Genomic DNA, 19,010 nt, shown 5'->3' on the forward strand with positions numbered 1-19,010 from the left:
AACAAAAAACCGGCGCGCAGCCCCCTGCACACCAGTCCGAAACAATTGCCAAGAAAACTTAGCCTGCAGATTTGCCCACCGCTTTTGGCAACGACAGCGGCACGGTTGGAAGGTCGTCCCATTTGGTCTCCAACAACTCTTCCACCTGCGCTGCTGGAACAGCTTTCTCAAACAAAAACCCCTGCGCCCGCTGACAATCCAGATAGCTCACATAGGCCAAATCCTCGACCGTCTCGATGCCTTCGGCGGTCACTTCCAAATGTAACCCCTGTGCCAGCGACACAATGCCTGAGACAATTTTCTGGCTTTGCGGATGATCCGAAATATCAGTCACAAAGCTGCGGTCAATTTTCAAACGGTCAAATGGCAGGTTCTGCAAGCACGCAAGGCTGGAATAGCCGGTGCCAAAATCATCCAGCGCAATCGACACGCCAAGTGTCTTGAGTTCGTCTAGCTTTTCTCGCGCCACATCAAAATCGTCGATCACGGAGCTTTCGGTAATTTCAACAATCAGCCGCTTCGGATCAAAACCGGTGCTTTCCAACACCATACGGATCGACGGGACCAAATTGAGGTCTTTGAATTGAACCCCAGAGACATTGAACGACACAGTCAGCGGTTGCGCCCATTCATTGGCCTGAGAACACGCCTGTCGCAACACACTGAGACCCAAGGCGCCAATCTGGCCACTGTCTTCAGCGATCTCGATAAACACCCCCGGCGGGATGAACCCGCGCTCCGGATGGTTCCAGCGTGCCAAAACTTCGACGCCGCTCACAAGATTGTCGTCGATCTCCACAATCGGTTGGAACCATGGCTCAACCTGATCATGTGCAATCGCCTCACGCAGATCAGCTGCCAGCTTTTCCCGATCCATCGATTGACGGTCTTGCTCTGCATCATACCACGCAAACCGGCCACGGCCCTGAGTTTTAGCCACATACATCGCCTTATCCGCACGACGCATCACCTCGGAGATGTCGTCGCCTTGACGCAATGCCACCAGCCCAACGGACGTGCCGATAAACACGCCGATTTCGCCAAAATGGAAAGGCCGTGCAATTGCATGCACCAATCGTTGCGCAGCCCGTTCCGCCTGCGCCGCGTTTACGAGAGGGTCCAGCAAAATGGCAAATTCATCTCCCCCAAGCCGCGCCACTGTGCCGCCGACGCCCGCTTCCGTTTTCAACCGCTCCGCAACTTCAATCAGGGTAGCATCCCCAACCGCGTGCCCATGCAAGTCGTTCACAGGCTTAAACTTATCCAAATCCAACAACGCAATGTATCGTACGGTTTCCGCTGTTTTGGCTTCCTTCACCAAACCTTCCGCAACTTCTTTGAACGCACGGCGGTTCATCACACCAGTCAACGGATCATGCCGCGCATTCGCCTCTGCGCTTTTGCGCATTGCTTCACGCTCTTGGGACATGCTCCGCAAATGCCGCCCCTGAAAAACCACGGAAAACAAAAGCGCGACGGTCAGCAATACCACGAGTAGTGCCAGCTCATCCAGCTCCCAGTCTTCATGCTCGCGGCTGTACTCGTAGAACTCTTCAAAAAGTTCATATTCACCGAGGATAGGAAACAAAACGAGCGCAAACAGGAAAATACCGCCGTGCACCATGTGATGCCACCGGAGCTTGGCTTTGATCCTTGAAAATGCTCGCATTGTTGCCTCGCGTGTTGGATACAATGCTTGTGACAGCCGCATCCTAACCAAACGTAAACCAAAACTTACCGATGATTGAAATTTCCTAGGAATCCAGCGCCCTATTTGATCAAACCACGCGAGAACCACCTTATCTTCAACCAAAATCTGTTTGATCAAATTCCGAACACCCTATGCCAAGTTTTTTGATGCCTACCCTTATGTGGTGCTCCGCCTCCCCATTTGGATAGGTTTCACTCCAAGCAGCTGATTTTTCGCAAAAACTTCACTTTCGCTCAGCATCCCAAGGGCGTAAGACCGCCCTCCATCCGCTCATGTGGACACGATTTTCTTTGACTGAGAACTAACCACATGAGACACAACAAAAAAACGGAGCCAACATGGACTGGGACAAGCTCAGGATTTTTCACGCTGTTGCCGACGCTGGCAGCCTCACGCATGCTGGCGATGTGCTGCACCTGTCGCAATCGGCTGTGTCCCGGCAAGTCCGCGCGCTTGAGGAAAGCCTGAACACCACCTTGTTCCACCGCCATGCCCGCGGCTTGATCCTAACCGAACAAGGTGAGCTGCTGTTTGATGCCACCACGGCGATGAACAAACGACTGGATGCCGCCTCCGCGCGCATCCGTGACAGCGAAGAGGAAGTGTTTGGCGAATTACGTGTCACCACCACCATTGGTTTTGGCACTCTCTGGCTGGCCCCTCGCTTGGCAAAGCTCTACGAGCAATACCCCGACCTCAACATCGACTTGATGCTGGAGGAAAAGGTGCTCGATCTGCCCATGCGCGAGGCTGATGTGGCCATCCGCATGAAAGAGCCAAGTCAAGCAGACCTGATCCGCAAACGGTTGATGAGCGTGCGCATGCGCCTTTATGCCTCCCAGAGCTATCTGGAGACGCATGGCGAACCGGAATCCCTGAAAGACCTCACAGAGCACCGCCTGATCTGCCAAAATGTGACCTCCGAGCAGGTCGGTGCCGGCGCCAGCTTTGTCACCAGCCTGCTGGCCAATGACATCACCAAGATGCTCTACGTGAACAACTACTTTGGTGTGTTGCAAGCGGTGAGCCACGACCTCGGCATTGGTGTTTTGCCGGACTACCTGATGCAGGATTTTCCTGATTTGGTGCGCGTTGGGACTGAAATTGAATCAGCTGAAGTCCCAGTTTACTTGGCCTTCCCGGAGGAATTGCGCCAATCCAAGCGCATTGCGGCCTTCCGGGACTTTGTGCAGGAAGAGATCATTTTGCATCGCAAGCAATTGCGGGAAAAGGACATTTCCTAAGCTATGCAACGCGCGCATAGCGGGCATGCTGCACCTGCGACAGAATATCTCTTGAAGGTTCGCAAACTGACTACTAATTCATCTCTTGAAGGCGATGATTGCTTATACGCTCATCACCTTCACCTCCCTGTTGGACTAAGGCCGAGCTTAATGCTCGGCCCTTTTTTTTGCATTTCACAATCTGAAATTACTTGTTCGCATTTGCAAAGTAAGGCGAACACTCCTTGACCTAGTCACGTAAAAGTCATCTCTTTGAATCAATCTTTTTTTGATCGTAGAGTACCTTATGAGACAAATCGTTTCGAGCATTCTTCTGACGCTTTCCTTATGCGTCACAACAATGACAGTGGCACAGGCCCAAGGCGTGCCACTCACTACCTTATCCTCCAGCCCCGCCGAGGTGGCAGAGATCAACCCCGAAGAAATGACAACCGACGCCATCAACGCGATGGTGGCACGTATGTCTGATGACGAAGTCCGAGCGGTGCTGTTGGATCGACTGGATGCCGTTGCTGCGGCAGAAGCAGGGCAGGACACGCCCAAAAGCCTCGTGGAACGTGGCACAGTCTTATGGCAGGCATTCTCCCAACCGCTTCTGGGCGCGCTCCGCACTCTCCCGGCTTTGATCCCAGCGCAAGTTCAGGCGTTCAAAGCCTTTGGCGAAACGCACGGGGGCATGGGCGGTGTGCTGACCCTCTTTGGGCTTACGGCTTTGTTGCTCGCCGTTGGCCTTGGCGTCGAATACGCCGTACGCACTTGGGTCATCAAAGTGCGCAACCCGGAGGCCGCGCAGGGCGACACCACACTGCGTGAGGCCGTCACCTTCCTGCTAAAACGTTTCCTGCGGGAAATCTTTGGGTTGGTGATCTTCTATATCACCGTACGAGCCCTTGGCCGTACCGTTCTAGACGCCCAGCAGGTCACTTTTGTTGCTCCGTTTATCGGTTACATGATTTGGATGCCACGCATCGCCGCCGCCTTCTCACGCTTCCTAATGGCCCCCAACCGTCCGGATCTGCGCCTGGTGAATGTCAGCGATCATTGGGCGGCGTTTATTCACCGCCACATCATTGGCATTGTCGTCTTGGGTGGCGCGACCATTTTTGTCGTCGCCTTCAACAAATTGAACGGCATTAACCCAGGCGAAACCCGCATCGGCTTTTGGCTAGACTCCCTGGTCTATGTCTACATCGCGTATGTTGCTTGGACCGCCCGCGAAGGCCTCAGCGACATGATGCGCGGTGACGATCCAGACCGCACCGAATTTGACGAGGCCCTCGCCCGCGGCTACCCCTTCTTTGCAATGGCTGTGGCCGGTGCAACTTGGGTGCTGGTCTCCACATTGATTGGACTAGGAAAAGTTCAGCTTCTGCTTGGCGGCGCCCACTATACCACCATGTTCTGGTTGTTGATTGCCCCGGTGATCGACACCGGCATCCGCGGGTTGGTGCGCCATCTGGTCCCCCCAATGCAGGGCGAAGGAATAGTTGCCGAAGAGGCCCATATCGCAACCAAACGCAGCTATGTGCGCATCGGGCGCGTGATCGCTGTTGGTGCTGTCCTGATGATCATCACCCGCGCCTGGAATGTGTCGCTGATGAGCTTGCTTCAGGAGGGCGCAGGCATCGGCGACAATCTGTTCAGCTTCGCCATGACCGTAATTGTTGGCTATGTGGTTTACGAGGCGATGAGCCTCTACATCAACCGCCGCCTCGCCGCAGAAATGACGGCGCTTGGCTTGACCCAGGACGACGCTGGTGGCGACGAAATGGGCGGTGCTGGTGCGTCGCGACTTTCCACAGTTCTGCCTTTGGCCTTGGTCACTGCCCAGGGCGCAATCATTGTGGTCTTCACTCTCCTGTCCATTGGCAACCTTGGCGTGGACATCACGCCTCTGTTGGCTGGTGCTGGTATCGCCGGTCTGGCGATTGGTTTTGGCGCGCAGAAATTGGTCACCGATGTGGTGTCCGGTGTGTTCTTCCTGGTGGATGACGCTTTCCGCGTGGGTGAATACGTGGAAATCGAAGGCACTATGGGTGCGGTTGAGAAAATCTCGATCCGCTCCATGCAACTGCGCCACCACCGCGGTCCTGTGCACACCATCCCATACGGCGAAATCCCCAAACTCACGAACTATTCCCGTGATTGGGTGATTATGAAACTCAAGTTCACCGTGCCATTTGACACCAACCCCAATCAGGTCAAAAAGATCTTCAAAAAGATTGGTCAGGAAATGCTGGTGGAAGAACTCTACAAAGACGACTTCTTGCAGCCGTTCAAATCGCAAGGTGTGTTTGACTTTGATGACGTCGGCATGATCATTCGAGGCAAGTTCATGGCCAAACCGGGCAAACAGTTCATGATCCGCAAAGAGATCTACAACCGGGTGAAATCCGAATTCAACGCTGCTGGTATCGACTTTGCCCGCCGCGAGGTCCGTGTGGCCTTACCCGACGGCGCCAAGGATCTGCCAGAGAAAGATCAAGCCGCCCTCACCGCCGCGGCGGCAGCAGCAGCGCAGCAGCAAGAAGAGCAAGCCGCGGCCACACCTTCCAAAGGGCCAGATTGATCCAGCCCCACAAAGGACAAACCATGACGGCAACCCTTGCCACATATACCAAAGCAGCCGCCCGGATCCTTCCGGGCGCTGCGCTTGCGACCTACCTGTCGTTCTCCGCCGCTCAGGCTGACCCGTTTGCCAACGACATGGTGAATGGCTCTCTCGACGACGCCCGAACCCAAGACACCCCGCTGGGCTTTGGCAATGGCTCGGTTGTGGTTGCTCCGGTGCCGTTCAAAAACGTTCTCATTGGCGCAGGGCTTGTACTTGGTGGCGGCTACCTCTTCACCATTGATGAAGGCAGCGACACCTCCATCCTTGGCGCAGGTGTTATGCGCTCTGACAACGGCACCAACGCCTATGGGTTAGGCGGCAAGTTTGTCTGGGATGAAAACCGCTGGCAGGTCAGCGCCAGCCTGGGCCAGGCTGAAGGTTTCTATGATCTCTTCATCGGCGGCACCCCGGTGCCGGTGCGCCAAACCGGCGACGTCGTCAACCTCAGCGTGCTGCGCGGCTTAAACTCCGACCTACTGTTTGGCGGCTCCATGCGCTATCTAGACACAACTTTGGGCTATGACAGCACTGGAACCGGTCTGCCCCCTTTGCCCGAAGGCCACCTCGAAGTGGGCACATTTAGCCTTCTGGCCAAGTGGGACACCCGTGACGACGATTTTTCCGCCCGCAACGGCCACCTACTCGACGGCGCGCTGACCTACGGCCAAATCCTAAACGCCAGCGGCCGCGATTACAGCAAGGCCGTTCTGACCTACAACCACTACCTGCCCATTGGGGATCAAAACAGCATTGCGACCCGCTTTGCAGGCTGCGCCAGCAGCGAAGACACCCCGTTTTTTGACCAATGCTCTCTGGGCGGCACCGACGGCTTCCGCGGCTTCAGCCCAACCGAGTTTCTCAACGACGCACTGCTTTCAGCACAGGCCGAATACCGCCACCAGATCAGCAGCCGCTTCTCTGGTGTGGCTTTTGCAGGTTTTGGCAACACCGGCAGCAGTCTCGGCCGCATCGGTGACTCCGACGTCCGGTATGCAGGTGGTCTGGGCCTACGCTTCCAACTCTCCAAAAAGTTCAAAGCCGTGTTTTCCGTCGACATGTCTTACAACGACCGTAAAGAGGACCTTCTCTACATCTATGTGGGCCAACGCTTCTAACGAGGCGTTATAAGGCTTCCCCTTTTGCACTCGCTGTCCTAAAAGCCCCTCAATTGCTGTTTATTTGGGGACTCTCGCGACATGCAGGAACCGGCCATCACCACCGATCTCATCGAAGCTCATGGACTGAAGCCTGACGAATACAACCTGATCCTGGAGATCATTGGCCGCGAGCCAACCTTCACAGAGCTGGGTATTTTCTCTGCGATGTGGAACGAGCACTGCTCTTACAAATCCTCCAAAAAATGGCTGCGCACCCTGCCCACCGAAGGCCCACAGGTGATATGTGGTCCTGGTGAAAATGCTGGTATCGTGGACATTGGTGACGGCGATGCGGTTGTTTTCAAAATGGAAAGCCACAACCACCCGTCCTATATTGAACCCTACCAAGGCGCCGCCACCGGTGTTGGCGGCATTCTGCGCGACGTCTTCACCATGGGTGCACGTCCTGTGGCGGCAATGAACTCCCTGTCCTTTGGTGAACCTGATCACCACAAGACCACACAGCTAGTAAACGGCGTTGTCGAAGGCGTCGGCGGCTACGGCAACTGCTTTGGCGTCCCGACTGTTGGTGGCGAAGTCCGCTTCCACCCGGCCTACAACGGCAACTGCCTTGTAAACGCCTTTGCTGCGGGTCTCGCCAAAACTGACAGCATCTTTTACTCCGCCGCCTCCGGCATCGGCATGCCTGTGGTCTACCTCGGCGCCAAAACCGGCCGTGACGGTGTGGGCGGCGCAACCATGGCGTCTGCTGAATTTGACGACACCATCGAAGAGAAACGCCCCACCGTGCAGGTTGGCGACCCTTTCACCGAAAAACGCCTGATGGAAGCCACGCTGGAGCTGATGCAGACAGGCGCTGTGATCTCCATCCAGGATATGGGTGCCGCAGGCCTGACCTGTTCCGCCGTGGAAATGGGCGACAAAGGCAAGCTGGGCGTGAAGCTCAACTTGGAGGACGTACCTCAGCGCGAAGCCAATATGACAGCTTACGAAATGATGCTGTCTGAGTCCCAGGAACGCATGCTGATGGTGCTGAACCCAGAGCTTGAGGCCGAAGCCCGTGCCGTGTTCACCAAATGGGATCTCGACTTTGCCATCGTAGGTGAAACCATCGCCGAAGACCGCTTCCTGATCCTGCACAACGGTGAGGTCAAAGCGGACCTGCCGCTGTCGCCACTGTCCGGCCGCGCACCAGAATATGACCGCCCATGGGTAGAGACCCCAGCGGCTGAAGAACTGGCGGACGTGCCCCAGATTAACGCGATCGACGGCCTCAAAGGCCTGATCACTTCGCCCAACTACGCGGGCAAACAGTGGGTCTATGAGCAATATGACACCACCGTGATGGGCGACACCGCCCAGCGTCCCGGCATGGGCTCCGGCGTGATCCGCGTGCACGGCACCGACAAAAAACTGGCCTTCACCTCTGACGTGACCCCACGCTACGTAAAAGCCAACCCCATCGAGGGTGGCAAACAGGCTGTGGCCGAAGCTTTCCGCAACTTGTCCTCCGTGGGCGCAAAGCCATTGGCCACAACCGACAACTTGAACTTCGGCAACCCAGAGAAGCCTGAGATCATGGGCCAGTTTGTTGGCGCCATCAAAGGCATTGGTGAAGCAGTTGCAGCGCTGGACATGCCGATCGTCTCCGGCAACGTGTCGCTCTACAATGAAACCGACGGCTCCGGCATCTTGCCCACCCCAACCATTGGCGCGGTTGGCCTGATTGCCGCTGGCGAAGAGCCTATCTTGGGCGAGGCACGTGATGGCCACGTCGCCCTGTTGATTGGCGACACCGAAGGCCACCTTGGCCAATCTGCCCTGCTGGCCGAAGTCTTCAATCGCGAAGAAGGTGACGCACCGCACGTTGATCTTGAGGCGGAACGCAAAAACGGCGAGTTCATTCGCAACAACCGCGACTGGATCAAAGCCTGTACTGACCTCGCAGATGGCGGCCTCGCGCTCGCAGCCTTTGAAATGGCCGAAGCAGCTGGCGTGGGTGTGCAGATCGACATGGACGACACCCCAACCCTGTTTGGCGAAGATCAAGCCCGTTACTTGGTGGCCTGTAACTTCGATCAGGCAGAGGCGCTGATGATCAACGCAGCCAAAGCAGGCGTGACTGTCACTTCTGTGGGCAAATTTACCGGCGACACCGTAAAATTCGGCGCCTCCGAAGCCCCATTGGAAGAGCTCTCCGCCACGTTCCGCAGCAGCTTTGCCGCCGCTGTCGCCTAAATGAAAGCCAACGCGCCGATCTTTTACATCCTGTCACAGATCGGCGTGTTTTGCATTGTCTACACACTGTTGTTGGCCACCCACACCAGCAGCATTGCGGTTGATTTCTGTGCGCCGGATTACGCATCCCGTACCGCAGTTTTTGCCGCCAAGGTCGCAATATTTTCGGCTCTGATCCACGCGCCAGGATTGGTTGTTGCGCATCGTTTTGCCGACACCCCTTGGGGCCTCGCTGCGCTTCCTATGCTCTGCGCGCTTGGTTTTGTGGCTATTTATTACGGCAATGACGTTTTTCTTCGCGCGGCCTCAGGCGGCTCCTGCACGGAAGAAATAATTCCCCGCTCCATATTCCGCCCGGAATGGCACCACAGTTTCCTGCAACTCTGTACACGCATTTTGGCTTATGGCTGGGGCATCGCATCCTTGCTGGTGCTCTACAAAACCTCCAGAATGCCGATAGACATCTATGAAGACTGACGCAGGCCTTTTGCCATGACACTGCCCGTCGCCTTGCCCACACTCACCGACGATTGCAGCAATTGCGCGGCGCTTTGCTGTGTTGCTTACCCGTTTGACGCGGACGAAGACTTTGCCCTGCTCAAACGCGCCGATATCCCCTGCCCCAACCTCTCAGACAGCTGCCTCAACTGCACCGTCCACGCCGATCTGCTGCCCAAAGGCTTTGGCGGTTGCGTCGCGTACCAATGCGCCGGGGCTGGACAGCGTGTCACTCAGGAGCTGTTTGAAGGCGAAACCTGGCGCGACGACCCCGACCTTCTGGAACATATGACCTACGCCCTGCGCGTGGTCCGTCCAATCCACGAAGCCCTGCTGCTTCTGCAAGAGGTCAGCAACCTCCCGATCCCCGCAAGCGCCAAACGCCAGGCTCTGTCCCTCATAACGGCGCTCTGCCCGGACAATCCCAAATCGGTACATGACTTCGAAGTCCCCGAGGTCCAAGACGCCTTGGCCGACGTGCCAGCTTACCTGCAATCGCTTGCGCCTTTCCTGTGACATTACGCGCCTGACATCGAAATCGCCTTGCAGAGCCCAAACCCAAAGCCTACATTTTTGGGCAACGACACAAAGGAACAGCCGACCATGCCAATGACCACCCATGAAATCGAGGAACTGCTGCGCGAGACCTTCCCGGATGCCGACATCCAAGTGGGTGGCAGCGACGGCGTGCACATGTCCGCGATGGTGATTGACGAAAGCTTCCGCGGCAAAAACCGCGTGCAACAACAGCGCGCTGTTTATGCCGCACTAAAGGGAAAAATGGACGGCTCGACAGGCGAGTTGCACGCCCTCGCGCTGACAACCAAAGCACCTGAATGATGCCATCGATAGCCGCCATCACCTTTGGTATTATTGGCTTGGTGGTTGTCGCCATCGCGGCGGAGGTTTATCTCAAACGCAACCGGCGAACGTCCCTTTCGTCGATGAAACCCAAATCCAGCGACGTGCGTCACCATGCAACGGAGGAACATAGTATGACCGCTCTCGTTGCCAAAAATGACCGGCTGGAGAAAGAAAACACCAAGCGCAAATGAGCTCGCTTCTCGACATTCTAGGTGGCGTCACCATCTGTTCAGATGTACGAGGTTTTTTGAAACACGGCCCCTCTTACTGGAGGCGCACCCGCGCCATAGACCGATGGCGACATAACAAGGAAACGCAACAATGACCGACGTTAAAGACCGCATCGCTGAAATCGTAAAAGCCAACGACATGGTGCTGTTCATGAAAGGCACCAAGGACATGCCGCAGTGTGGCTTCTCCTCCCGTGTAGCTGGCGTGCTGAACTACATGGCGGTGGACTACGCCGACGTGAACGTGCTCGCGGATGAAGAAATCCGTCAAGGCATCAAAGACTACTCCGACTGGCCCACCATCCCGCAACTCTACATCAAAGGCGAGTTTGTTGGCGGTTGTGATATCATCACCGAGATGACCCTGTCCGGCGAGCTTGACACTCTGTTTGCCGACAACGGCTTGGCGTTTGACAAGGACGCAGCCGACAAAATTCGCGAGGCCAACGCCTAAGCTTTGCACCACAACCATCTGTTTGAAAACAAAAACCCGCCAGAGAATGGCGGGTTTTCTGTTTATGATCGACCCGTCATGCGGGACCAAGTGCCATCCTTGTCCATTACCACATGCTTGAGCGCTCCAAGGATATGCAGGAGAACTGTGGCAATCATCAGCTTGGCAAAAATCCCATGCACTGCACCCCCCAGTGATTTTAGCGCGCTGATCTCGGGGCCACCGGGGATTGCGAACAGACCAAAAACCCCGATCTCTCGGCCGCCAAAATAGGACATCATCACACCGGACATCGGCATCACAACGATACCGACCAATAAAATCACATGCGCCCAATGCGCCAATTTGGTTTGCCATCCGTCCTGCACCGCGGCCAGAAATCCCTGGCGCAGTCGCCAGTACACCCGCCAGCTGCCCAGTATCAAAACCACAAGGCCAATTGACTTGTGAATACCCATGAAAGTTTGCTTTTCTGGACCACGAGGCAAAAACTGCGACATGTAAATACCCCCTGCAAGCATGCCAATCATCAAGACAGCCACAAGCCAATGATTTAGTCGCGACATCCGATCATAGGCGGTCTGTTGTTGAGCCATATCAGCCTCCCTAAGGCAATGAGATTACAGGTGACAAAGGCACCTATGTCTCTAACGGCCACCCGCCCCAAATCCGTCGCCAAAGGCCAAAAAAAACGCCCGTACCATTTGGCACGGGCGCATTAGCGCTAGAGTTAGAACCACGCGGTTTTTATCCCGCCGCCTTCTCTTCCACCAGATCCGCAAGGCTCTCTGCCCGCGCCGCCATCTCGGCCAGTGTCTGCGTCACCTCTTCAGGAATGGTGGGCACTTCCACCTTTGCGGGCTCCGCCTTTGGGGCCTCGTGCAATGCTTGGATTTCCTTTTCCCGCGCCGCAATCTTGGCTTCCGCATCGCGCAGCTGATCTTCCAGACCAGCCGTTTTGTCGGCCAACATCAGACCAGACATCAGCAACATCCGCGCTTCAGGAATTCGTCCGGCTTGCCCAACAAGCACCCGTGCCTGTTCATCCACCATCTGTGCCGCTGCCCGCAGGAAATGCTGCTCCCCGTCCTGACAGGCCACTTCAAAAACCCGGCCGCCAATTTCAATTTGTACTTCAGGCATCAGGCGTCTCCCGTTTCTTTGCTGTCTTCAACCGTGTCGGCAAGCGGCTCCGCAGTCTCAACCGCGATCTCTTCTGGCGCGGCATCACTATCGTCCACGTCCGCGTCCGGCGCGGCGACAGCCAAACCATGCACCAACGGGCGCAGCTCTGCCAAAATCACGGCTGTTTCCGCGCTCTCCGCTTCACGCAATGCACTCAACGTATCCAGGTCAGCTTTCAACGCGCCATTCACAGCAGACGGATCCACCATGCCGTCTTTTTCAACCTGCTCACGCAACACCTGGTTGGCGGAGCGTTCACGCCGCGCCATCTGACGCAACCGGCGCAGGCGTGTGCCCAACTCGGCCAGCATCACACGGTTCTCTTCCACCGCTTCGGTCAAAGCCGCGTCTTCCGCAGGCGCCACGTCTCCAGCGCTCTCCGGTACTGAGCCAGCTTGACTTGCGGCCTCTTCAGCAGCATCGGCCGCAGCGGCGGCTGCCGTTTCTGCCGCTTCCGCCCGTGCTTCCGCCGTGAGCAAGGCTGCGCTGGTGTCTTCCGCCGTGCTCTCGGCAGCTTTCAGCGCATCCTCAGCGTCTGTCTTGGCGGTTTGCGCTGCACCCAGCTCTTCCTCAAGCTCGGTCTGCCGCGCGGTCAACGCCCGCACACGCTCCTCCATTTGCGCCGTCACCAGCGCTTCATTCTCCAATGCCCGACGCAATGCCTGTACGTCTTCGCCCTCATCAGGCTCAGCAACCGCCGCCTGCATACCGTCCACACCTCGCGCAATGCGTTCCAGCGCTGCGGTCAGCCTGCCTTCCAGTTCGCTGATGTCGCTCATATGCCTCGTCCTTTCCGGTCCGGTTCTTAATGACCCGCGTTCTTTTGCGCGCCTTTCTTTCTTAACGAATCAAAGAACGGCGCTCAATGGCCTGATATTAGCCGCTGAAATTGCAAATTGCGCCCCCAATCGGCGGGAATTCACCACGCCAAACCCGGTCAAATTCACAGCCAACAGCCTTGCCAGCTTGCTATTGGCCTTAAAACTGCTATTCACCCGGCAACCCAACCCTTTAAACGAAGGAGCGCATCCGTGGACATCGCCGCACTGCGTGAAAAGAACCCAGAACATTGGATGAAAGCCGCCGCCATTCGCGCCCTGACGCTGGATGGGGTTGCCGCTGCCAACTCCGGTCACTCCGGCATGCCAATGGGCATGGCTGATGTGGCCACTGTGCTGTTTGAAAAGCACATGAAATTTGACGTGGCTGCGCCAAACTGGCCGGACCGCGATCGTTTCATCCTGTCCGCGGGCCACGGCTCCATGCTGATCTACTCCCTGCTCTATCTGATGGGCGACAAGCAGGTCACCCATGAACAGTTGAAAAACTTCCGCCAGATGGGCGCTTTGACCGCAGGCCATCCGGAAAACTTCCTGTTGGATGCCGTGGAAACCACCACTGGCCCGCTGGGTCAGGGCATCGCCAACGCTGTGGGTTTTGCCATGGCCGAGGAAATGCAGCGCGCACAGTACAGCCGCAAGCTGGTCGATCACAAAACCTATGTGATTGCCGGTGATGGCTGCCTGATGGAAGGCATCTCCCAAGAGGCCATCGGCCTGGCAGGTCGCCATTCTCTGGGCAACCTGATTGTCTTCTGGGACAACAACAACATCACCATCGACGGCACAGTGGAACTGTCTGACCGCACCGATCAGGTGAAGCGCTTCAAAGCCTCCGGCTGGCACGTTCAGGAGATTGACGGCCACGATGCTGAGGCCATCGACGCCGCCATCGAAGCCGCCAAGAAAACCAACAAGCCATCAATGATCGCGTGCAAAACGCACATCGCGATTGGCCACGCCGCGCAAGACACCTCCAAAGGCCATGGCGCGCTGACTGACGCTGATCAGATGAAAGCCGCCAAAGCTGGTTACGGCTGGACCTCCGCGCCATTCGACGTCCCTGCCGACGTCAAAGCACAGTGGGAAGCCATTGGATCCCGTGGCGCTGCTGACCGCGAAGCTTGGGAAGCCCGCTTTGCCGAAGCCTCCAAGCAGAAACAAGACCGTTTCAACCGCGCTTATGCTTTGGATGTGCCAAACAAACTGTCGGCCACCATCAAAGCCCTGAAGAAACAGATTTCTGAGGACCAGCCCAAGGTTGCCACACGGAAATCTTCCGAAATGGCCCTGGCTGCGATCAACCCGATCATGCCAGAAACCGTGGGCGGCTCTGCGGATCTGACCGGCTCCAACAACACGTTGACGGCTGATCTGGGTGTGTTTGACACCGACAACCGCAAAGGCCGCTACGTCTACTGGGGCATTCGTGAGCACGGCATGGCGTCGGCGATGAACGGCATGGCGCTGCACGGCGGTATCCGTCCTTACGGCGGCACCTTCTTCTGCTTCACCGACTACGCGCGTCCCGCTATGCGTCTGGCGGCCCTGAGCAAAATCCCAACCGTGTTTGTCATGACCCATGACAGCATCGGCGTGGGCGAAGATGGCCCAACTCACCAGCCGGTTGAGCATCTGGCAATCTGCCGCGCCACGCCAAACACCTATGTGTTCCGCCCAGCTGACTCCGTGGAAACTGCCGAAGCCTGGGAAATTGCCCTGACCTCCAAAGACACCCCATCGGTCATGGCCCTGACCCGTCAGAACCTGCCAACGCTGCGGACTGAGCACAAGCTGAAGAACCTCACCGCGCAAGGCGGTTATGTTCTGGCCGAAGCGACCGGCAAACGTCAGGCCATTCTGATCGCCACCGGTTCTGAAGTGTCGCTTGCGATGGAAGCCAAGGCTCTCTTGGAAGCCGACGGCATCGGCACCCGCGTGGTCTCCATGCCATGTATGGAGCTGTTTGCCGCCCAAGACGAAGACTACCGCCGCAAGGTGCTGCCTGCGGGCGCTGCTGTGCGTGTGGGTGTTGAAGCCGCTGTACGCAACGGCGGCTGGGATCAGTGGCTCTTGGGTGAGCGCGCCCGTCCAGGCAAGTCCGACTTTGTCGGCATGGACGGCTTTGGTGCCTCGGCCCCAGCGGGTGAGCTGTTCGAGAAATTCGGCATCACCGCCGCCAATGTGGCGCAGAAGGTCAAAGACTTGCTTTAAGTCGACCGCATATCCCATTGAAAAGGCGCCTCATTATGGGGCGCCTTTTTTTCTAGGGACGTTTTCAGCCACGTGCTGCCACAAGAAAGCCCAGCAGAAAGTGGATCAAACTTTGACACAACAAACCGCCGGGTGAGACACAGGGATCGCGGCAATTTGACCTCTTGCTCGCCCACCCGGGATCAATTCAAAAATAGGGCGCAACAGATTGGGCGCTGAGCGCGGTCCGTAATGGACAACCGCAGCGCTTCGGCCCTTTCGTGTGAGTGTTGCCACGATACCTACAGGGTCGAAATTCAGGAGCCCTGTAATGAAAACTATCATCGAACCATTCCGCATCAAATCGGTTGAACCCATCCGCATGACCACGCGCGATGAGCGGAAAACGTTGATCAAAGACGCACATTTCAACCTCTTTGGCCTGCAATCAGACGACGTGTTGATTGATCTTTTGACCGACAGCGGCACAGGCGCGATGAGCGCCAAACAATGGTCGGCTGTTATGAGCGGTGATGAAAGCTATGCTGGATCGCCATCGTTTTATCGGTTCCAGGCGGCTGTGAAAAACCTCATGCCGTTCAAACATGTCATTCCCACCCACCAAGGCCGCGCCGCTGAGGCAATCTTGTTTTCGATGTTTGGCGGAACCGGAAAAAACATCCCGAATAACACGCATTTTGACACCACCCGAGGCAACATCGAAGCATCGGGTGCAGAAGGCCACGATCTGGTGATCGCCGAAGGCCTCGACCCCTCCAATCTGCACCCGTTCAAGGGGAACATGGATTTGGCCCGGCTCGAGGCTTATTTGCAAGAACACGGCGACACCGTGCCTTGCGTGATGATCACAATCACCAACAATGCAGGCGGTGGCCAACCTGTCAGCCTGGAAAACATCCGCGCGACCGCCGCTCTGGCGCGCAAATTTGGCAAGCCGTTTTTCATTGATGGGTGCCGGTTCGCCGAAAACGCCTGGTTCATCAAACAACGCGAAGAAGGCCAGAGCAGCCGCTCGATCACCGACATTGTGCGTGACTGTTTTGCCGTCGCCGACGGGATGACCATGAGCGCCAAGAAAGATGCGTTTGGCAACATCGGCGGATGGTTGGCCCTCAACGATGATGATCTGGCTGAACAAGCCCGCAACCACTTGATTCGGACCGAAGGTTTTCCGACCTACGGCGGTTTGGCAGGGCGCGATCTGGAGGCTCTGGCCCAAGGCCTGACCGAGATTGTGGACGAGGATTACCTGCGCTACCGCATCCGGACCAACACCTACATAGTCGACAAGTTGGATGCGCTCGGCGTGCCTGTGGTGAAACCCGCCGGTGGGCACGCCGTGTTCATTGACGCCCGCGCCTGGCTACCTCACATCCCTCCGCTGCAATATCCGGGACAGGCCTTGGCCGTGGCACTTTATGAATTGGGCGGCATTCGTGGTTGCGAGATCGGGACCGTTATGTTCGGGGCACATCCAGATGGAACCGAAACACCTGCGGCCATGGACCTTGTTCGGCTTGCCATCCCTCGGCGGACCTACACCCAAAGCCATGCCGACTATTTGGTCGAGGTGTTCGAGGAATTCGTAGAGCACAAAGATAGCCTGACAGGGTTTCAGATCACGCGGCAACCCGATTTGATGCGCCATTTCACCTGTCAGTTTGAAAGGCTTGCAGACTGACTTTCAGGCGAGCGGTAACAAGAATGTCCTGAAACGCTCGCGTGGTAGCTTTACCACGCGGGCAGTTCTCTTGATCCTGACCAATGATGATGATGTCGGCTTCGTAGGTAGGGGAAACGCCAATCAAAAAGCTGCGGCGGCAACTTTACGCTCGAAGCAGACCTTAGCCACAACCGCTCCGTGGCATGGTCATCTCCGCACATCCAATTTACAGTATTCCTGAAACAGACCCTACCCCAATTCCCCCCTATCTTTACCTGCCGTAAGTCACTATCAGCCATACGACGCCCATCGCGCCCTTTGCCTAGGATTTCCCGATGCTTGCCACACTTGCCAAACGGACGCTGCTGGTCCTCACCGGCCCGTTTATTTTCCTGTTTGTGGCCTTCATCCCAACGCTCTGCGGCAAACGCCCCGGCTTTCGCGGCTGGTTCTGGCGCACCGTGTCGCGCTGTTGCTCCTGGCTGCTGTGGTTCCTTGACGTCAAGGTCGAGATTTCCGACGCCGCCGTTGAGGCCCTGCGCACCGATCAAAACTCCATTATCGCTGTGAACCACCGCAGCCATCTCGATGGCTTCTCCATGCTGCATGTGATCCCGGACGAAAAATGGGTGACTTTTGGGGCCAAGAAAGAGCTTTGCGAAGCCGCGCTACTCAAACGTGGATTTGACGGCGCAGGCCTCTTGAAGATCGACCGCCAAAAAGGCCGCGACGCACTCAGTTCCCTCACGGATGCCATCGCTGAGATGCCCAAACGCCGGTCACCAATCCTCTTTGTAGAAGGCACCCGCGCCACCAAACCCGGCTTATCCCCTTTCAAAGCCGGCGCCGTGCTGATTGCCCAACAAACCGGCCGCGCCGTACGGCCGTTTGTGATCAGCCACTCCGATACACTTCTGCCGCGTGGCAAATTCTTTCCGTTCAAAGGCAGCATCCACATCGACGTTCTGGACCAGATGCAGTTTGACGCGGAAGAAAACACCGACGCTGCGGTGGCCCGCCTGCGCGCTGCCATGGCCGTTGCCTATGATGCGCAAACCGGCGAAACAACCGAACAGACCTAATACCGCCTGCCCGCATAAAAACGTCAGCGGCGCATGTCTTTCCAGCGGCGCAGCAGCCAATACCATTGGTCCGGTTTTTCCAATATCCGCGCCGACAGGTTGTCGTTAAACATCTGCGTCATGGTACGTGGATCACTCGGCGCAATCGGCGCCTCAAACTCCACATCAATGTCACTGCTGTCGTCGCGCCGGGTGCCAAACACCGGCATCAAAGGCACGTCATATTTCAGCGCCAACCGTGCCGCTGCCAAAGAGGTCAGCGCGTCAAACCCCAGAAACGGCATCATCTCGCCGTCCACGGTTTTTTCATCGAGCAGGATTGCGACAAATCCGCCAGCCCGCAGATGTTTGATCATGGCTTTGGTGCCATTGGGCCCGGTGGTCAGCGCAGGTTTGCCTCCCTGTTCAATGCCCCGCTCTAACAGCCGCTGGTAATGCCGGTTGCTCTGACGTCGGTACACGCCAGCAGTCTCCATGCCCCGGTGTTTTAGCACCGCGCGCACCGCTTCCCATTGGCCAAAATGCCCGGACACAAGAATGGCACCTTTGCCTTCATCCCGCATCTTTTCCAAAATCTCCAGCCCCGGCCCGGAGATATGAAAATTCTCCTGTCCCGCCTGAAACCCGGTGTTGTGAAACACCTCAAACAAGGTGCGCCCCATGTTCTGGCCCATTTTGCGGCTGAGCACCAACCGCTCCGCCCGCGCCATATCCGGGTAAATCCGCAAGATCTCCCGGTCAAACCGCCGCCGTGCGATTGGAATCCACCGCATGACCCAGCCGACCAGATAACCCAGACTGCGCGCCCGCCCGTCAAATCCACGCCACTTGGAATAGGTCAGCGCTGTCCACAACGGAATGTAGCGCAGATGTTGCCAGATGTATTTGAAAGGGCGTGAGAGCATGCGCCCTATATGGGCATGTTTTGGGGCATGTCCACCGCAATGTGTTGAGTGACCGGGGAAATCTGAAATGCGCGTTTAGAAATTTCTTTGATCAACGGAGCAGTTGTCGAGGTGTCTTTTGAAGAGGAAACGCATCCCAATTCTCTGGGCC

The 19,010-nt window shown here is 56.7% G+C and carries 17 protein-coding genes; 12 read left to right on the top strand and 5 right to left on the bottom strand.

Annotated elements, in window-relative coordinates; translation table 11 throughout:
- Positions 1-58: 58 nt before the first annotated feature.
- Entirely contained in the window at positions 59-1,669 is a 1,611-nt protein-coding gene (locus QOL67_RS05390; protein WP_283424946.1) for a putative bifunctional diguanylate cyclase/phosphodiesterase, read from the bottom strand.
- A 380-nt stretch (positions 1,670-2,049) separates the two neighbouring features.
- On the opposite strand from QOL67_RS05390, the gene QOL67_RS05395 reads away from it, so the two are divergent.
- From QOL67_RS05395 to grxD, 9 genes are all read left to right on the top strand, one after another.
- Positions 2,050-2,955, top strand: a complete 906-nt coding sequence (locus tag QOL67_RS05395) for a LysR family transcriptional regulator (protein WP_283424947.1) — start codon at positions 2,050-2,052, stop codon at positions 2,953-2,955.
- Between the two features lie 286 nt (positions 2,956-3,241).
- Positions 3,242-5,524, top strand: coding sequence for a mechanosensitive ion channel family protein (locus tag QOL67_RS05400; protein WP_283424948.1), 2,283 nt, complete (start codon positions 3,242-3,244; stop codon positions 5,522-5,524).
- Between the two features lie 23 nt (positions 5,525-5,547).
- Entirely contained in the window at positions 5,548-6,684 is a 1,137-nt protein-coding gene (locus QOL67_RS05405; protein WP_283424949.1) for a BamA/TamA family outer membrane protein, read from the top strand.
- Positions 6,685-6,765: 81 nt separating this feature from the next.
- A complete protein-coding gene (purL, locus tag QOL67_RS05410; RefSeq protein ID WP_283424950.1) occupies positions 6,766-8,925 on the top strand; it encodes a phosphoribosylformylglycinamidine synthase subunit PurL in 2,160 nt (719 codons plus the stop codon).
- Positions 8,926-9,402, top strand: coding sequence for a hypothetical protein (locus tag QOL67_RS05415; protein ID WP_283424951.1), 477 nt, complete (start codon positions 8,926-8,928; stop codon positions 9,400-9,402).
- A 15-nt stretch (positions 9,403-9,417) separates the two neighbouring features.
- On the top strand, positions 9,418-9,939 hold the full coding sequence (locus tag QOL67_RS05420) for a hypothetical protein (RefSeq protein WP_283424952.1): 522 nt from the start codon (positions 9,418-9,420) through the stop codon (positions 9,937-9,939).
- Positions 9,940-10,026: 87 nt separating this feature from the next.
- Complete coding sequence (locus QOL67_RS05425; protein ID WP_283424953.1) at positions 10,027-10,263, top strand: BolA/IbaG family iron-sulfur metabolism protein; 237 nt, start codon at positions 10,027-10,029, stop codon at positions 10,261-10,263.
- The gene (locus QOL67_RS05430) at positions 10,260-10,478 is read left to right on the top strand and encodes a hypothetical protein (RefSeq protein WP_283424954.1); all 219 of its coding nucleotides are present in this window, start codon (positions 10,260-10,262) and stop codon (positions 10,476-10,478) included. The genes QOL67_RS05425 and QOL67_RS05430 overlap by 4 nt, the downstream gene beginning before the upstream one ends.
- 130 nt (positions 10,479-10,608) lie before the next feature.
- Positions 10,609-10,971: a Grx4 family monothiol glutaredoxin gene (grxD, locus tag QOL67_RS05435; protein ID WP_283424955.1), complete on the top strand. Its 363-nt coding sequence runs from the start codon at positions 10,609-10,611 to the stop codon at positions 10,969-10,971.
- 62 nt (positions 10,972-11,033) lie between these two features.
- Here grxD and QOL67_RS05440 read toward each other — a convergent pair whose 3' ends face one another.
- The 3 genes from QOL67_RS05440 to QOL67_RS05450 form a co-directional block, all read right to left on the bottom strand.
- A complete protein-coding gene (locus QOL67_RS05440; protein ID WP_283424956.1) occupies positions 11,034-11,567 on the bottom strand; it encodes a cytochrome b in 534 nt (177 codons plus the stop codon).
- A gap of 151 nt (positions 11,568-11,718) precedes the next feature.
- Positions 11,719-12,114, bottom strand: a complete 396-nt coding sequence (locus QOL67_RS05445; protein WP_283424957.1) for a cell division protein ZapA — start codon at positions 12,112-12,114, stop codon at positions 11,719-11,721.
- Positions 12,114-12,935, bottom strand: coding sequence for a coiled-coil domain-containing protein (locus QOL67_RS05450; protein WP_283424958.1), 822 nt, complete (start codon positions 12,933-12,935; stop codon positions 12,114-12,116). Before QOL67_RS05450 ends, QOL67_RS05445 begins: the two co-directional genes overlap by 1 nt.
- 252 nt (positions 12,936-13,187) lie before the next feature.
- On the opposite strand from QOL67_RS05450, the gene tkt reads away from it, so the two are divergent.
- From tkt to QOL67_RS05465, 3 genes are all read left to right on the top strand, one after another.
- Positions 13,188-15,209, top strand: a complete 2,022-nt coding sequence (tkt, locus tag QOL67_RS05455) for a transketolase (RefSeq protein ID WP_283424959.1) — start codon at positions 13,188-13,190, stop codon at positions 15,207-15,209.
- A gap of 310 nt (positions 15,210-15,519) precedes the next feature.
- Positions 15,520-16,890, top strand: coding sequence for a tryptophanase (locus QOL67_RS05460; protein WP_283424960.1), 1,371 nt, complete (start codon positions 15,520-15,522; stop codon positions 16,888-16,890).
- Between the two features lie 317 nt (positions 16,891-17,207).
- On the top strand, positions 17,208-17,954 hold the full coding sequence (locus QOL67_RS05465; protein ID WP_283424961.1) for a lysophospholipid acyltransferase family protein: 747 nt from the start codon (positions 17,208-17,210) through the stop codon (positions 17,952-17,954).
- A gap of 23 nt (positions 17,955-17,977) precedes the next feature.
- Here QOL67_RS05465 and QOL67_RS05470 read toward each other — a convergent pair whose 3' ends face one another.
- A complete protein-coding gene (locus tag QOL67_RS05470) occupies positions 17,978-18,859 on the bottom strand; it encodes a lysophospholipid acyltransferase family protein (RefSeq protein WP_283424962.1) in 882 nt (293 codons plus the stop codon).
- Between the last annotated feature and the right edge of the window lie 151 nt (positions 18,860-19,010).

Origin of the sequence: Shimia sagamensis (assembly GCF_900182745.1) — a bacterium.
GTDB classification, from domain to species: domain Bacteria; phylum Pseudomonadota; class Alphaproteobacteria; order Rhodobacterales; family Rhodobacteraceae; genus Shimia; species Shimia sagamensis.

Excerpts from the sequence above, each read along its gene's own strand:
- QOL67_RS05425 (WP_283424953.1), top strand. The coding sequence starts at position 10,027 with ATGCCAATGACCACCCATGAAATCGAGGAACTGCTGCGCGAGACCTTC.
- QOL67_RS05465 (WP_283424961.1), top strand. The coding sequence starts at position 17,208 with ATGCTTGCCACACTTGCCAAACGGACGCTGCTGGTCCTCACCGGCCCG.
- QOL67_RS05450 (WP_283424958.1), bottom strand. The coding sequence starts at position 12,935 with ATGAGCGACATCAGCGAACTGGAAGGCAGGCTGACCGCAGCGCTGGAA.
- purL (WP_283424950.1), top strand. The coding sequence starts at position 6,766 with ATGCAGGAACCGGCCATCACCACCGATCTCATCGAAGCTCATGGACTG.
- QOL67_RS05415 (WP_283424951.1), top strand. The coding sequence starts at position 8,926 with ATGAAAGCCAACGCGCCGATCTTTTACATCCTGTCACAGATCGGCGTG.
- QOL67_RS05445 (WP_283424957.1), bottom strand. The coding sequence starts at position 12,114 with ATGCCTGAAGTACAAATTGAAATTGGCGGCCGGGTTTTTGAAGTGGCC.
- grxD (WP_283424955.1), top strand. The coding sequence starts at position 10,609 with ATGACCGACGTTAAAGACCGCATCGCTGAAATCGTAAAAGCCAACGAC.
- QOL67_RS05420 (WP_283424952.1), top strand. The coding sequence starts at position 9,418 with ATGACACTGCCCGTCGCCTTGCCCACACTCACCGACGATTGCAGCAAT.
- QOL67_RS05470 (WP_283424962.1), bottom strand. The coding sequence starts at position 18,859 with ATGCTCTCACGCCCTTTCAAATACATCTGGCAACATCTGCGCTACATT.
- QOL67_RS05460 (WP_283424960.1), top strand. The coding sequence starts at position 15,520 with ATGAAAACTATCATCGAACCATTCCGCATCAAATCGGTTGAACCCATC.
- QOL67_RS05430 (WP_283424954.1), top strand. The coding sequence starts at position 10,260 with ATGATGCCATCGATAGCCGCCATCACCTTTGGTATTATTGGCTTGGTG.
- QOL67_RS05395 (WP_283424947.1), top strand. The coding sequence starts at position 2,050 with ATGGACTGGGACAAGCTCAGGATTTTTCACGCTGTTGCCGACGCTGGC.
- QOL67_RS05400 (WP_283424948.1), top strand. The coding sequence starts at position 3,242 with ATGAGACAAATCGTTTCGAGCATTCTTCTGACGCTTTCCTTATGCGTC.
- QOL67_RS05390 (WP_283424946.1), bottom strand. The coding sequence starts at position 1,669 with ATGCGAGCATTTTCAAGGATCAAAGCCAAGCTCCGGTGGCATCACATG.
- QOL67_RS05440 (WP_283424956.1), bottom strand. The coding sequence starts at position 11,567 with ATGGCTCAACAACAGACCGCCTATGATCGGATGTCGCGACTAAATCAT.
- QOL67_RS05405 (WP_283424949.1), top strand. The coding sequence starts at position 5,548 with ATGACGGCAACCCTTGCCACATATACCAAAGCAGCCGCCCGGATCCTT.